Genomic DNA, 15079 nt, shown 5'->3' with positions numbered 1-15079 from the left:
ATGCGCGGTCGGGTCGACGCTGGTCGGGCGCGTCGAACGGGCTGAGGCCACACGCTGGCGCGGTGGTCTGTCAGATGACTCTCAACCGGGTCTCAGCCAACCGCCGGGAGACTGTCAGTGCACCAGTCGGCCGGCGATGGCGGCGAGTGCGTCGTCGCGGCCGAGGCGCCGTCCACGGTCGTAGGCGGCCTGGTATGCGTCTGGGTCGAGTGTGGTTCGCAGCTCGTGGCTCAGCCTGCGAACGTCGGGGTTGCCCGTGGCCGGGGCACCGCGCAGCGCATGGGCCGCGCCGAGCACGTAGGCGGCGTCCTTGGTGGCTCCGCGTCGCAGGGCGAGTTCCGCCACGCCCACTGCGACCTGCGCCGTCATCGGCATGTCCGGCATCGAGGAGGCCAGCGTGAGCGCCTCCCGCAGGCGGAGCCCGGCGGTATGGAGATCGCCATCAGCAACGGCAAGCCGTCCTTGGCTCAACTGCAGCAACGCGTCGTTGAAGCCACCATCTTCCACGTGTTCGCCGGCCAGGTCGATGTGAGTCGCGGCCTCGTCCAGCTCACCGCGGAGCCGAGCCAGATCGGCCAGGAAAAGCCGGGCCTGCACCGCGACGAGGCTCGGTACGCCCTCGTTGAGGACCGCCAGCAGTTCGGCGCGCGCCGTCGCCGGCTGTCCGATTTGGGCATGCAGCATGGCCAGCCAGGTGCGCTGAAAGTGATCGGTACCGCCCAGGTCCCGGATCAGCATGATCGATTCCTCCAGCGCCGAGACGGCCGCGTGGACGTCGTCGGCCATACCCTCGGCGAGCCCGAGATAGGTCAGCGAAGTGGCCATCCCCCAGCGTTCCCCAGCGTCGCGGAAGGCCGCCGCTGCCGCCGCCAGGTCCCGCCGCATCATCGCCATGTCACCACCGGCGCCGGTCAGCATCGCGCGGGTAAGGACGAGCATTCCCCGTTGCCAGGGATCCAGTGGCGGCTGTCGCTGGTCGATCGCGGCGATGCCGGCGCGGATGTCATTGTCGATCAGCGCCAGCAGTGCCGCTGTCAGCGTCGCCGCCGGTTCGCCGACATCGCCCTCCGCGATCTCGGCAACCGCTTCAGTCGCTGAAGTGACCGCGCCCGTGTCCGGTGCGCGCCCGGCGAGCACCGCGTGGAACAGGTACTGCGCCGCCACCTGAATGCTCGCCGCCGCCGGGGCCGTCCCTCGGACGGTCAGCGCGGTGTGCAACCGGTCCGCGGCCTCGGCGTGGCCGTCCCGGATCGCCCAGAACAGGCCGAGCGCGGCACCCAACCTCCTGGCCGTGGCGGCATCCCCGACATCGGCCGCGAAGTTCAGGGCGGCGAGCAGGTTGCCCTGCTCCGCCGCCAGAATGTCGAGCCGGCGCAGCTGGCCGGCGCCGCGCAGGTGCGGCGCCGCCCGCTCGGCAAGCTCGAGAAAGCAGGCCGCATGCGCGGTGCGCACCGAGTCGGCCAGGCCGCTGTCGGTGAGCCGTTCCAGGCCGTACTCACGGATCGTGGCCAGCATCCGGTACCGCTCGCCCACCAGGTGCAGCAGCGACTTGTCCACCAGCGTGTCCAGCGTCTCCCACGCGACCCCCACACCACCGGCGGCCTCGGCGGTGAACGAGGACGGGAAGACCGCCAGCCGGGCCGCCTGCACACGCTCCGTGTCGGTCAGCAGATCCCAGCTCCAGGCCACCACCGCCCGCAGGGTCCGATGCCGCTCCGGTGCCGAACGCGCCCCTGCGGTCAACACCGTGAAGCGGTCGTCGAGACGCGCGGTGAGCTGCCGGAGCGTCATGGCCCGCAACCGGGCGGCGGCCAGCTCGATCGCCAGCGGAAGCCCGTCCAAGCGCCGGCACACCCCGGCCACTTCCACCGCCACATCCTCAGTGAGCGCAAAGTCTGGGCATACCGCGACCGCCCGGTCGGCGAACAGCCGCACGGCCGGACTCTCCGCCGCCGGGGCACCCGACCCCGGCAGCGGCAGCGGCGCCACCGGGCACAGCCGCTCGCCGGCGACACCGAGGGGTTCACGGCTGGTGGCCAACACCCGCAGACGCGGGCACCGGGCGAGCAGCTCATCGACCAGGCCCGCAGCGGCCTCGACCACATGCTCGCAGTTGTCCAGCACAAGCAGTGCCTCGCTGTGCGCCAGCACCTCGATCAGACGGCGCATCGGATCACGCGACCCGGCCGAGGCATCCGGCATACCGACCTCACGTGGCCCCAACGCGGCAAGCACGGCCCGCGTGACGTCGCCGGCGGCGGCCACCGGCGCCAGTTCCACCAGCCACACCCCGCCGTCAACACGATCGGTGATCTCCTCCGCGAACGCGGTCGCCAACCGCGTCTTGCCCACGCCTCCCGGGCCGACCAGGGTCACCAGACGGCCTTCTCGCAGCCGCGCGTGAATCCGTGTCAGCTCCTCAGCGCGCCCGATGAAACTCGTCAGCTGCGCGCGCAGGTTCCCCTTCGGCCGACCTTTCTCTGGCCGGTCACCGCGCAACACGGCCAGGTGCGCCTGCCGCAACTCCGTCCCGGGGTCAGAACCTAGTTCGTCGGCCAGCCGACGCCGGACACTCTCGTACGCGGCCAAGGCCTCCGCAGGCCGACCACCGGCATCCAGCGCCCGTATCAACAGAGCGTGCAGCCGCTCGCGCAATGGGTACACCGCGGTCAACTCGGTCAACTCGGCCACCAGGGACGACGCCGGCTCCTGCGCCAGATCGGCCTCCACCCGATCCTCGACCGCGACCAACCACAGCTCTCGCAGCCGGACACCGGCCACCACCGCGTACGGCGCGTCCGCCACGTCGATCAGCGGCTCGCCTCGCCACAGCGCCAGTGCCTCTCCCAGCCGCCGCCGTGCCAGTTCGGTCTCGCCCGCCCGAAGCGCCCGGTGGCCTTCGCCGGCCAGCCGCTCGAACAGACAGGCGTCCACCGCGTCCGGAGGCAGGTCGAGCAGATACCAACCGCTCCCAGACCGTACGATCGTCCCGTTCGGAAGCGCCTGTCGCAGCCGCCACACCAGCGACTGCAACGCCGCCGCCGGATTCACTGGAGCCATCTCCGGCCACAGCGCGTCCACCAAGGAGTCCACGGTGACCGGGTGCCCGGCGCCCACCGCGAGCCGGATCAACAGCGCCCTCAGCCGTCCGCCGCCGATCTCCACCATCTCGTGGCCGGCGGCCACCTCTAACGGCCCGAGCATCGACACCCGCATACCAACACCCTGCCACGAGAAATGGCCCGAAGATCAGCAGCGCTCGTATCAAAGTGAGCCGGCCACGCGTACGACCCCGGCGAGCGGAGCACGGGTTCTTGAACCCGCGCGACGGCCCACCGTGATTTCGAGGTCAGCCGGTATGCCGTCGGGTACGGGTCCTGATGCGAAAGATGACAAGGCCGGCTGCGGTGAAGCCGACCGCCCATGTCAGTCCCAGCGCCAGATGGCCCCAGAGGGCCGTGTGGCCGAATGACCCGCCGACGGCGAACTGCATGGGGCCGAACGAGGGGAACCATTGCAGGATGGGTTTGTTGGCGAGCGGGTTGCCGAGGGGATTCTGCAGGAAGGTGTCGGTCAGGCCGCCCATGATGATGACGAAGAACCCCTCCAGGTCGCCTTTGACCGTGACGCCAAGGAGAAGTCCGAAGGCTCCGTAGATAAGGGCGATGACCGCGTATCCGGCGAAGATCGCCGGCCAGCCGGTCAGACTGGGGCGCCAGAATGCGACGAGGACGGCGGCGGTGTAGCCCGCGACGCCTACAGCGATCACAGCGACGGCCAGCGTCTTTGCGGCGATCAGGATGCTTTGCCGGTAGCCGGCGAACACCAGCCGCCGGTCGAACGTCAGGGCCTTGCGGACGGCGTCGAAGACGGCGAATCCGACGATCATCGTGAGGGAGTTCAGTCCGGCGCTGAGCAGTGTGAGATGGCCTCCGTCGACGTTGATGACCCGGCCGGTGGCGAACAGCCGGAAGCTCAGGGGCTTGTGCCCGGCCATCGTGAGCATCAGCAGGTACCAGGCCGGGACGAACGCCACCAGCAGGAGGGCGGCCAGGCGGTTGCGGGTCTGGTTTCGGATGGCGAACCGTAGTGCGGTGGGGAACTGCCCGAACGCCGGTGGCGGGTGGGGCGCGCTCGAGCCGGTCGGGAGCAGAAGATCAGGCGTCGACATGGCCGTCCTTCGCGGTCGGTGAGCGGGGGGTGAGGCGTCCGTCGATGAGGTCGGCGAGAGTGTCGAATCGGTCCTGTTCGAAGACCAGGTGGGTGATGATCACGACCGCCTTGCCTCGGGTACGCAGGTCGGTGACCAGGTCCCAGAACCGCAGGTAGGTTTCCCAGTCGAAGCCTTGATAGGGCTCGTCGAGCAGCAGTACGTCGGGATCGTGGAGCAGGGCCAGGGTGAGGTTCAGTTTCTGCCGGGTGCCGCCGGACAGCGCACCGACGACTTCCTTGCGGTATCGGCGGTAGCCGAGTCGGTCGAGCAGTTCCTCGGCCCGCCGCAGATCCGGTAGGCGGTACGCGGCGGCGAAGTACCGCAGGTGCTGGCCGACGGTGAGGTTGTCGTTGAGCACGGGATCCTGCGGGCAGTAGCCGAGCGCTCCGGTGAGCCGCACCTGGCCGCTGTCGACCGGAAGCGTGCCGGCGAGCGCCTTGAGCAGCGTCGACTTGCCGGCACCGTTCTCCCCGACGACAGCGATCAGTTGCCCGGCCTGTACGGTCAGGTCGGCACCGCGCAGGACCTGATGTTTGCCGTAGGCCTTGTGCACGTCCCGCGCTTCCAGCGCGATATCGGATGTGGTGGTCATACCGTCCGGCCTCCGGTGTTGTCTTCGGGATCGGCGAGCAGTCCGGTGGCGTAGATGGCGAGCATCTCCCGGGCCCAGCGGGCCACGCCCTCCTCCGACAGCGGGTCCACGCCGAGGACCTCGGTGAGGTGGTCGCGCAGGAGCAGAACGGCGAGGTCGTTGGCCATCAAGAACGCGGCGCGCACCTGCGGATCACGCCCCGGCGCCGCCATCCCCGCCTCCGCCAGAGCACCCAGCGTCGCCTGGCCGACGTCGAACAGGCGCCGGAACAGCCGTGCGCCCGCGTCGCCTCCGTCCAGCAACAGCCTGCGCAGATAGGCCGGAAGCGGGGAGTCGGACGGCAGGTGCCGCAGCATCATCTCCGCCAGCGACCCGGTCGCCGCCGGGTCGTAGATATCAGCGGCGCCCGGCCGGGTCATCTCCCCGAGCATCGCGTCGAACATCTCCACCACGTGCTGATCGACCACCTCGCGCAGTCCTTCCTTGGAACCGAAGTGATGAACGACCAGACCAGGCGACACTCCGGCGGCAGCGGCGATCTGGCGCACCGTCACCGCCTCCGCCCCGCGCTCGGCGAACAACCGCAACGCCTCGTCGCGGATGATCGCCCGAGCGGTCCGATCGTCAGGCATTGAACGCATGTTCAGCATGCTAAACGTGTGTTCAATCATTGTCCAGAGCAATGATCGGTTCTCGTCACGCGGCACGTGGAACTGTGGGCTGGTCATGAGTGCGACCGCGTGGTCGTCCCACAGCGGTGGTCGGCAAGAAACGCGCCGGTCGGTGCCCGAGGCCGCCTCCGACCGACCGGATCGGCAGAGGCGGCTTTGCGTCATTCCCCGGACCGGTGGCCCGCCGACCGATGGGCATCGCGCCCCCGGGAGTCGAGGCGGGCCAGGAGGGTGTTGTACGCCTGGAGCGCCGCGTCGTCCTCGTCGAGGTCCGCGCTCGCCCTCAGCCGTTCCCGGTCCGCGTCATCCGTGCCGGGAGCGGTCTCCTGCCCGGTGGCCGCCAGGGCGACCTGCCGGACGGACTCGAAGAACCTCCCGGCCTTCGCCGCCTCCGGCGATCGGTCGAACAGCCAGCGCAGCATGACGACGATCGTCATGACGAACATCAGGCCGTCGCCGCCGATCCACATGACGGCGCCGCCGCCGTGGATGTCGGCGAGCGGGCCCGGCCCCCACGCGGGATGCATCCGGGCGTAGGCCGGGAACGGCGGCTCGGTCGCCTGAAGGAGGACGATGCCCACGATGGTGTCGGCCGACATCCCCATGAACAGGGCGAACAGGCGCAGCGGGTAAGACAGCTCCCGGGGCGGCGAGTCACGGGTCAGCAGCTGGGAGAAGTACAGGTATCCGCCGGCTAGGTACAGCGCGTGCTCGAGGACCATGAGGGCCGGCGAGCCCATCATGGCGTCCATGAACGACGACAGGTGCACGCCGAACAGCACCGCGGCGTAGACCGTCAGTCCGATGATCGGCGAGGTGAGGAATGCCGCCCCCTTCGACCGGCGGATCGCCTCGACACGGTCCTGGCGGCGGCCGTGTGTCGCGGCGCGCAGCAGGGTGAGTGGATGGCCGACGCACAGCAGCCACGGCGCGACCATGATCAGCATGAGGTGCTGGATCATGTGCACCCAGAACAGGCCCCCGTCGCCGTACACCGCGGGGCTGCCCATGAAAGCGACAACGATCACGGCGAGGCCCGCCGAGAACGCCGTCGTACGAGCGACGGGCCACCGTTCGCCGCCGTCGCGTGCTCGGAGCACCGCGGCGATGTACAGGCCCAGCGCGACGGCCACGAGGACGGCGGTGATCGGTGCGAAGTGCCAGGTGGTCAGCGCCCGAGTCCAGGTGAGCGGCGCGAGCATGTCATGCATGTCATGCGGGGTCACAGTGCCTCCATGAGGTCCTGGCCGAGGTAACGGCCCGGCGCGCAGCCGCGCGGCACCGCGAACAGCGCGCTGGAGGTGTGCCGGATGAAGCGGCTGAGGTCGTCGGCGAGCGCGAGCCGCTGCTGGATGCGGACGAATCCGTTCGCGGGATCGGACTGGAACGCCATGAACAGCAGCCCCGCGTCCGGTGTCCCATCGGCGGTCTGGCCGTCGTAATAGGAGAAACCTTTGCGCAAGATGACGGCGCCGTCGTTGGACTGCGCGGACGCCTGCCGTACGTGGGCGCTGGGGCCGATGGCCAGGCTGCCTTCGGGGTTCTGCTTGTCCAGGTCGACCGGCGTGAACTCGGTGCCGCCCGACAAGGGCGCTCCGGTGTCCTTGCGCCGCCCGACGATCTGCTCCTGGCGGTGGCGGGAGAGCGTGTCCCAATCGTCCAGCAGCATGCGGATGCGGCGGAAGACCAGATAACTGCCGCCGCGCATCCACGCCGGGTCACCGTCGGGTCCCACGAAAACGCTCCGATCGAACCCCGGCTCGCCCGGATGGGGGTTGCCGGTGCCGTCGAACTGGCCCATGAGATTGCGCGGGGTGGCGTCGCGCCCGGTGACCACGCCGTCGCTCGTGCTGAACCCGCTCATCTGCCAGCGGACGTGCGCGGCCCCCCGGGCCAGTCGGGTGAAGGTCCGCAGGGCATGCGCGACGACGATCGCGTCGTCCGCGGTGAACAGCACCCCGATGTCCCCGCCGCTGCGCCCCTGGTCGATCTCGTCGCGGGGAAAGGGCGGGATGGGGGCGAGCGCGGCGGGCACCGGCGCGCCGAGCCGGTGGAGCAGTGAGGCTCCGAATCCGACCGTGACGGTCAGCGAAGCCGGACCGTAGCCGGTCGCCATCGCGTCATCGATCGGCGGCGGCCTGCCGTCGGTCAGCCGCCGTGCCGCGTCGGTCCACGACCGCAGCAGGTCTCTGACCTGCGGGGCACCGCTGCCCGTTTCGACGTCGAAGGCGGCGAACCAGCCGTGGGCCGCGTAAGGGGCCAGGATCCCGGCCTGGTGATCGCCGTCGAACGGGATCCGGCGTTCGCCCTTGTTCCGGGCGGACTCCCCCACCACCGCCGCGGCGGCTGCTCCGGCCCCGCCGGTGGCCGCAGCGGCGGTCCCGGCCAGCGTGGTCAACGCGAGCAGACGGCGCCGGGTCACCGTGGGTCGCGGGCTTTCTGCGGTCATGAGTCCGTCTCCCGGCGGGGTCGGAGTGCCATGCCGGTCATCCTGAGGTCTCCGGCCGGTAGCCGATCGGTTCCACCGGGGCGTCGACGGTCATCGCGGCGGACCTGCGGAAGCGCAGCGTGAGCCGGACGTGGTCGCCCGCTCGCAGGCTCCGCACCGGGTGTTCGAGCATGACGTGGTACCCGCCGGGCGCGAAGGTCAGGCGTCCGTGCGCCGGGACGGGGATCCGCTCGATCATCCGCATGGTCCCGGCGGCGCTTTGGTGCATCATCGCCTGGCCGGAGACGTCGGCCGTGACCCCGGTCAGCTCATCCGCCGAATCGCCGGAATTCACGACGGTGAAATAGGCGGCCGCCACGTCCGGCGAGGCCGGGCGAGGAACGTACGCACCGGACACACGAAGCCGCGGTCCGCCGGGGCCGGCTGAGCACGCGTTCACGGCCGTCGTCGACAAAAGTACCGCCGCCATCACGGCGGCCGGGACACCGGCCGTCCGGTGCCATCTCGCGGTCGCGGTCATGCTCCACCGCCCTTGGAGGTCGCCGCCGGCATGCGAGCCAGCAGCTTCGGCAGGTCCGCAGCGAAGTCGCGGGAGGACACGCCCGCCGTGTAGACGACATGGGCGAGGTGGTCGGTGCCGAACGGCAGCACCTCCGCACCGTGACCGACCTCGTAGTCCCCGCTCGTCCGTGACGGGCGTTCCAGGGCGATCCCCACCGACTTGGCGGCCGTCTGGATCTTGGCGTAGTCGCCGGTCAGTCCAATGAAGGAGGAGTCGAAGGAGCTGAGCCAAGACTTGATGACCTTCGGGGTGTCACGCCAGGGGTCCGTGCTGATGAACACCACGGCGATACGGGCCCGCTGCGCCGGGGTGAGCAGCCGGAGGGCGCCGGCGAGGTCGGCCATCGTGGTCGGGCACACGTCCGGGCAGTGGGTGTAGCCGAAGTACACCAGCGTCAATTTGCCCTTGGTGGCCTCGCGCAGGTCGACCGGCCGGCCGGTCTTCCCCGTCAGGGTGAGGTCGGGCTCACGGATTGGCGTGCCGAGTGTGGCGGCGTGCAGATCGGAGGCCGGTGCGGAGATCCGCACCGGAGATGACGACTGGGCGTGCGGTGATCCGGCGCACCCCGTGGCCACGGCGGCGAGCATCAGCGACGCGGCGAACAGGGGCGACGCCCGGTGGGTACGGAACGGCGATCGAGAAAAGGGCATGGGTGCGTCCTCAAGGCATACGAGTTCGAAGCACGGAGCGCAACGGACTCGGCACGCCGCTCACCCACGTGTGGGCACGGGCGAGGACGGTGGGTCTCCCGACCGGCTTTGCGGACGTCCCGCTCCGGGACGTCTCTTCAGGACGGCGTCAGCCCGCCGCGGCCGCGGCGAAAAGGAAACGATCACAACACGCGTACGCGGGCGGGCCTCTACGTATCAGGGTGTGACGGAGCGCTCCGATCCGGGGCTCCGGGTCGTCGCCGAAGCCGCGATCGATACCCGGCCTCCATGGCCGCTGGACGATCTCGACGCCGAGGAGCAGCGCGAACACCCGTAGGGCCGGAGTCAGGAACAGCCGTGTCATCGCGGCGAGAGCCCGCCAGGCGGCTCGCTCACCGGCCGCCAGCCAGAGCGCGACCAGCGCCCCGGCGACGGCGTGCGCCACCAGCATCCCCCACCCGGACATGCCCGAGTGCGACATGGACCGGGCCACGGTCCCGGCGGCGACCTGGCGCATCCCCGGCATGGAATGGTGCATCCGCGCCGCGTCCCAGCCGGCACCGGCAGCAGCCGGAGCCGAGACCGCGCTGAACCACAGGTGGAGACCCACCTGCGTGACCTCCACCGCGAGCAGGAGCCACCACGCCGATCGCCGACGGTCGGCGAGGCAGTACCCGACACCGGTCAACGCGGCGTACGCGACCCAACCGGCGTACTCCGGTAGCGGGCGTGGGTTCATCAGGGCATGCGCCACCGCGGACAGCACGACGCACACCGCGGCGAACGCCCCGGCGCGCATCAGTCGGAACCATGGTGGAAGACGCATCACCTCACCATAACTACACGCCGTAGTAGATGGTCCCCCTCCCCGGGCTGCGCCGCAGTGGTCTCAGTCCCAGCCGAGCGGGATGGCGTCCCGGGAAGGTTCTCCCGCCGGGGGTTCGCCGCCGGCGGCGGTGAAGGCCCGCAGTGCGGTCACCAGCGCGGAACGCTGCTCGGGAGACATGGCGGCGACGATGGCGGCGATCTCCGCTCGGCGGCGGGCGGTGACCTCGTCGACGATCTGGCGCCCGGATTCGGTCAGTCGCAGGAGGACCTCACGACGGTTGGCCGGATTCACCTTCCGATCGACCAGCCCCGCGGCGATGAGCCGTTCCACCATTCGCATCGCGGTCGAAGGGTTGACGGCGAGTTGCGTGGCGAGCGTGACGAGCTTGGTCCCCTCGTGCCTGGCGAGCACCACCAGCAGCCGGAACTGCGGCAATGTAACGCGTTCCTGGACCGACGCCAGCGACCGCGCCGATACCGCGACGAGCAGGCGCGACGCGGTGAGCACCGTGGATGTGACCGCGTCGACGTCCTGCTCGGGTGTCTCTTCAGATGCCACCGACTCGATCGCACGTTCCGCCATGCGTCCGTTCTACCCGAGCGGCGGACCACCCGATTCGCTGTTGCATAATGCAATAGTGCCCCATATGCGATCTTTCCCCAGGTCATCCCCTGACAGCCCGATCCGCCCGCAACGGGGGATCGCCGCTGCCCTGACGGCTCTGCGTGAAGCCTCCTGGGGCGTGATCGCCCTGGCCCTCGTCGTAGGGGCGGGCGCGGGTCTCGGCGCGATCGTCTTCCGCTGGCTGATCCAGACGTTCACGCGCCTGTTCTCCGGACACGCCGACTACGCGGCGGCCGGACGCGTCGCCAACCCGCACGTTCCCGCACTGGGCTGGTGGTTCCTGCTCCTCGCCCCTGTCGTCGGCGGCCTGTTGTACGGGCCGTTGGTCCAGCGGTTCGCGCGCGAGGCACGCGGACACGGGGTGCCGGAGGTGATGCTGGCGGTCGCCCATCGCGGCGGACGGATCCCCGCGCAGGTCGCGGTGGTCAAGTCCCTGGCGTCGGCGCTGTGCATCGGTTCGGGCGGCTCGGTCGGGCGAGAAGGGCCGATCGTGCAGATCGGGTCCGCGCTCGGCTCGAGCATCGGGCAGGTGATGCGACTCACCGAGAACCGGCTGCGGGTGCTGGTGGCCTGCGGTGCAGCGGGCGGCATCGCGGCGACCTTCAACGCCCCGCTCGCCGGGGTGTTCTTCGCGATGGAACTGATCCTGCGCGACTTCACCGCCGAGTCCTTCGGCGCGGTCGTGCTGGCCGGCGTCACCGCTTCGGTGGTCGGCCGGGCGGCCCTCGGCAACACCGCCTTCCTCCAACTCCCCGCCTTTCACGTACACCACCCGGCCGAGTACCTGCTGTACGCGCTCCTCGGCCTGGCTGCCGGCGCCGTGGGGGTCGGCTTCACCCGGATCCTGTACCTGATCGAGGACCTCTGCGACTGGGCATGGCGCTGGCCCGAGTGGCTACGCCCGGCCTTCGGCGGACTTCTGCTGGGCGGGCTCCTCCTGGCCCTGCCGCAAATGTACGGAGTCGGCTACCCGGTACTGGAGAACGCCATCGGCGGCCGGTACGTCGTCGGCTTCCTGCTCCTGCTACTCGCCGGAAAGATCGTCGCCACCAGCCTGACCATCGGGATCGGCGGTTCGGGCGGCGTGTTCGCACCCAGCTTGTTCATGGGCGCGATGTTCGGGACCGCCTTCGGGTTGATCGCCCATCAACTCGTGCCCGGGCTGGCGGGACCCGCGGGAGCGTACGGCCTGGTCGGCATGGGCGCGGTGTTCGCCGGCGCCGCGCGCGCCCCGATCACCGCCGTGATCATCATGTTCGAACTGACCGGGGAATACTCGATCATCCTGCCGCTCATGCTGGCCATCGTCGTGGCCACCTTGATCAGCAAGGTGCTGTCGGGCGACACCATCTACACCCTCAAGCTCCGCCGACGCGGCATCGATCTCGACGAGCACGGCTCGGTGAATCCCCTCGCGGCCCGGCCTGTCGGCGAGGTCATGGAACCGGTCCCCGACCCGCTCCCCCAAGACACGCCACTACCCGAGGCCGCCCACCGGCTCGCCCTGTCCGACCACGGGATCCTGCCGGTCACCGGGCCGGACGGAACCTACCGGGGCACGGTCACCGCACGCGCGGCCGCCGAAGCCCTCACCGACAGCGACCAGCCACCGCGCAGTATCGACGCTCTCGCCGAACTACCGCCACCGGTCACCGCCGATCTGCCCCTCGCCGACGCGCTGCACGTCCTCATCGCGGCGCCGGGAACGGGGCTGCCCGTACTCGACGACACCAGAGCGACCCTCGTCGGCTGGATCACCCACCAGACCGTCCTGTCGACCCTCCACCCGGCGACGACCAAACCGGATCTCCCCTGACTACGGTCGCGTGGCGCCGAGGCGCCTCCAGCCGCGACAGCCGGCGCACGCGGGTGACCTGGGCGCCGCCGCACCGTCCGGACACAGGGCGATGCGGCGGCGAGCAGGTTTCAGGTCAGGCGTGATGCCACTCCTGGTCCTGCCAGGCCGGGCCCAGAGGCGTGTGGGCGACATGGTTGGGGCATTCCGCAGTTGCCGGTGGGCCGTCTCTCAGTGTGCTCGAAGTCGGCGCACCGTGCCGGATGTCAGGGGGGCTACCGCTGCGACGGCAGAGACGATGCCGGCGGTGGCAGCCACCCGGAAGCCGCCGAAGGCGTGGGTGAAGGGAGCGACGCTGAGCTGACCGATGGGGATCGTGACGTAGGACAGCAGGTCGTTGTAGGACGCGACACGCGACAGCACGCGCCGGGGAACGTGCTCATGCAGCGAGGTCTCCCACGCGATACCCGTGACGGAGATGCCAAGACCAGCGATCAAGGCCGCCATGACCAGCCATGGGGTGTCCAGTCGCGCGCCGAGTGCGACCAGAGGCAGAGCTGCGAGTGCGCCCGCCGCCTGGCCCAGCCTCAGCAGGTGGACGACCGTCAGCCGGTACAGCAGTGTGCTGGCCACCAGCAGTCCGACAGCGCGGGCACTGAGCACGAATCCCCAGGTCGCCTCACCGCTGAGCTGTTCGGTGAGGGCCGGTCCCAGGATCTGCCAGGTGCCGGTCTGAACCAGGTTGATCACGCAGAAGGAAGCGGTCCCCATCCACACCCACCTGATGCGCCGGAACTCGGTCCAGCCATCACGGATGTCCGCTAGTAGCGTGGCCGAGCCTGCCTTGGGCATCGCGCCGGTGGAGGGAAGGCGGGTCAGGCATCCCGCCGCGAGGACGTACGTCAGCGCGTCGAAGGCGAGGGCCGGGCCGCTGCCGGCCGCAACGACGAGTACGCCCGACAGGCTCGGCCCGAGGATCTTCGTCGCGTTGCGGACCGAACCCAGCAGCGCGTTCGCCTGCCGGAGCTGGGCCTTGTCGACCAGCAGGGGCACGACTCCGCGCAGCGCGGGTGTGGTGAACGCGGCGAGGGCGCCGTTGAGGAATTCCAGCGCGGCCACGGGCAGTAGGGCGTAGTGGCCGGTCAGCAGAAGAGTGGCGACACCGCCTTGGGTGAGGGCCGAGCCGAGGTTGGCGGCCAGTAGCACTGTCCGGCGCGGAAAGCGGTCGGCCGTGGCACCGCCCAGCAGCAGGAAGGCCAGCAACGGCACCATTCGGGTGGCGAGGACAATACCGAGATCGCCGGTCCTGGCGGCCAGGACCGCGAAGGTCAGCGCGACCGGGGCCATGGAACTGCCGAGCAGGGAGATGGCCTGCCCGGCGAAGAACCAGCGGAAATCTTCCTGTTTCAGAACGAGTGAGCGCACCGGCTCGAGTGTGGGGACGTGCCATGGCGATCTGTATTGTTTCGGCAGGAGGCGAAAGGTGACGTTGCTACGACTAAGCCCGGTGGCCCTGTCCCGATCCCGGTTCGCCCTGTCTCCGCTGGCCGAGACGATGGGCTCGATGCTCGTGTTGAGCAAGCCGTGCTCCGACCCTTGGCTGACCGCCTGGCACGCCCGGCACCACGATGCCCTGAGCGCCGCCCTCGATGCCGATTCTTTCGCCAAGGGCCTGGTCGGCCTCCTCGGCTCGACCAAATGGATCCCCGAGTTCATCGCGATCCCGCCGACGGACGGCATGCGCACCGGACTCGCCGGCGAACTGGCCACGCTCGCCCGCGCCTCCGACGAAGAGGTCCGCGCCGGACTGGAGAAGTCCGTCGCCCACAGCTGGAAACAGCACGACCTGAGCTGGCTGTCCGGACACGGATGGTCCGCCAGGGTCGCCGACCTGCTTCAGTCGGTATGGCGGGCCCATGTGTCCCCGGACTGGCCCCGCCGCCGGGCGGTCCTGGAGAGAGACGTGATGTACCGGGCGGGGCTGCTGGCCGCCTACGGCTGGCCCCGCGCCCTGCAGCAGATGACCCGCCGCAGCGCTTGGGTCGGCACCGACGCGATCCGCTTCACCAGCCACCAGGGCCCGGACCTCATCGTCGGCGAGGAGGGGATGCTCTTCGTGCCCATCAGCGTCTCCACCGGCAGCTGGCTGTGCGCGGCACCACCCGCACGCTACGCCCTGGTCTACCCCGCCCGCGGAACCGCCCCGGCGACCCGGCGCACGAGGCCCGAAGACGCGCTGGGGCGACTGATCGGTACGGGCCGCGCCGCGATCCTCCAAGAACTCGAACACCCGGCGACCAGCAGCGAACTCGCCGCTCAGCTCGGCCAGTCGCTCGGCACCATCGGTGGTCACCTGGCCGTACTGCGCGATGCAGAACTGATCGCCGGCACGCGAGTCGGCCGACGCGTGGTCTACCGGCGCACCCCGACAGGTGACCTGCTGGCCGCACGTCGCGCAGACGGCACAGCGGGCACGGAAGATTGATCCAGAAGCCTGCGATCGTCTCGTCCATGCCGACCAATCAGCGAGCCAGCCTGATCACCACACTGTGGGCCTTTAGCGACGCCGGCGGTGAATGAGACCGCCGTGACGCCATTTCTCTCGGCGGGGAATGAGAAACCAGCAGCTCGTCGCTGAACGAGCCCGCAGGCTGTTCCTACTCCACCATCACCTGACTTCTCCCAGCGAGCGGC

At 70.0% G+C, this 15079-nt stretch carries 13 protein-coding genes; 2 read left to right on the top strand and 11 right to left on the bottom strand.

Going from position 1 to position 15079, the window contains the following annotated elements; all coding sequences use genetic code 11:
• Positions 1-114: 114 nt before the first annotated feature.
• From ACYVF7_RS03955 to ACYVF7_RS03910, 10 genes are all read right to left on the bottom strand, one after another.
• Positions 115-3081 (bottom strand): ATP-binding protein, encoded by a 2967-nt coding sequence (locus tag ACYVF7_RS03955; RefSeq protein ID WP_460357781.1) that lies wholly within the window; start codon positions 3079-3081, stop codon positions 115-117.
• Positions 3082-3349: 268 nt separating this feature from the next.
• Complete coding sequence (locus ACYVF7_RS03950; RefSeq protein WP_460334974.1) at positions 3350-4171, bottom strand: hypothetical protein; 822 nt, start codon at positions 4169-4171, stop codon at positions 3350-3352.
• Positions 4158-4805, bottom strand: a complete 648-nt coding sequence (locus tag ACYVF7_RS03945; protein WP_460334971.1) for an ABC transporter ATP-binding protein — start codon at positions 4803-4805, stop codon at positions 4158-4160. Before ACYVF7_RS03945 ends, ACYVF7_RS03950 begins: the two co-directional genes overlap by 14 nt.
• Complete coding sequence (locus ACYVF7_RS03940) at positions 4802-5446, bottom strand: TetR/AcrR family transcriptional regulator (protein ID WP_460334968.1); 645 nt, start codon at positions 5444-5446, stop codon at positions 4802-4804. Before ACYVF7_RS03940 ends, ACYVF7_RS03945 begins: the two co-directional genes overlap by 4 nt.
• A gap of 191 nt (positions 5447-5637) precedes the next feature.
• The gene (locus ACYVF7_RS03935; protein WP_460334966.1) at positions 5638-6702 is read right to left on the bottom strand and encodes a cytochrome c oxidase assembly protein; all 1065 of its coding nucleotides are present in this window, start codon (positions 6700-6702) and stop codon (positions 5638-5640) included.
• A complete protein-coding gene (locus ACYVF7_RS03930) occupies positions 6699-7925 on the bottom strand; it encodes a Dyp-type peroxidase (protein WP_460334963.1) in 1227 nt (408 codons plus the stop codon). The genes ACYVF7_RS03935 and ACYVF7_RS03930 overlap by 4 nt, the downstream gene beginning before the upstream one ends.
• Before the next feature lie 37 nt (positions 7926-7962).
• Positions 7963-8394, bottom strand: a complete 432-nt coding sequence (locus ACYVF7_RS03925) for a copper chaperone PCu(A)C (RefSeq protein ID WP_460357780.1) — start codon at positions 8392-8394, stop codon at positions 7963-7965.
• Between the two features lie 47 nt (positions 8395-8441).
• Positions 8442-9137 carry an SCO family protein gene (locus ACYVF7_RS03920; protein WP_460334960.1) on the bottom strand — a complete coding sequence of 232 codons (696 nt, stop codon included), beginning with the start codon at positions 9135-9137 and terminating at the stop codon, positions 8442-8444.
• A gap of 148 nt (positions 9138-9285) precedes the next feature.
• Positions 9286-9963, bottom strand: coding sequence for a hypothetical protein (locus ACYVF7_RS03915; RefSeq protein ID WP_460334958.1), 678 nt, complete (start codon positions 9961-9963; stop codon positions 9286-9288).
• A gap of 63 nt (positions 9964-10026) precedes the next feature.
• The gene (locus ACYVF7_RS03910; protein ID WP_460334955.1) at positions 10027-10548 is read right to left on the bottom strand and encodes a MarR family winged helix-turn-helix transcriptional regulator; all 522 of its coding nucleotides are present in this window, start codon (positions 10546-10548) and stop codon (positions 10027-10029) included.
• Positions 10549-10612: 64 nt separating this feature from the next.
• On the opposite strand from ACYVF7_RS03910, the gene ACYVF7_RS03905 reads away from it, so the two are divergent.
• On the top strand, positions 10613-12406 hold the full coding sequence (locus ACYVF7_RS03905; protein ID WP_460334952.1) for a chloride channel protein: 1794 nt from the start codon (positions 10613-10615) through the stop codon (positions 12404-12406).
• A 210-nt stretch (positions 12407-12616) separates the two neighbouring features.
• Here ACYVF7_RS03905 and ACYVF7_RS03900 read toward each other — a convergent pair whose 3' ends face one another.
• Positions 12617-13810, bottom strand: a complete 1194-nt coding sequence (locus tag ACYVF7_RS03900; protein ID WP_460334949.1) for an MFS transporter — start codon at positions 13808-13810, stop codon at positions 12617-12619.
• A gap of 58 nt (positions 13811-13868) precedes the next feature.
• Between ACYVF7_RS03900 and ACYVF7_RS03895 the strand changes: the two genes are divergently transcribed.
• The gene (locus tag ACYVF7_RS03895; RefSeq protein ID WP_460334946.1) at positions 13869-14870 is read left to right on the top strand and encodes a winged helix-turn-helix domain-containing protein; all 1002 of its coding nucleotides are present in this window, start codon (positions 13869-13871) and stop codon (positions 14868-14870) included.
• Positions 14871-15079: the final 209 nt, after the last annotated feature.

This window comes from Actinoallomurus acanthiterrae, assembly GCF_054775715.1.
The sequence above is the reverse complement of the archived record's forward strand: the minus strand, read 5'-3'. Positions and strand labels throughout refer to the sequence as shown.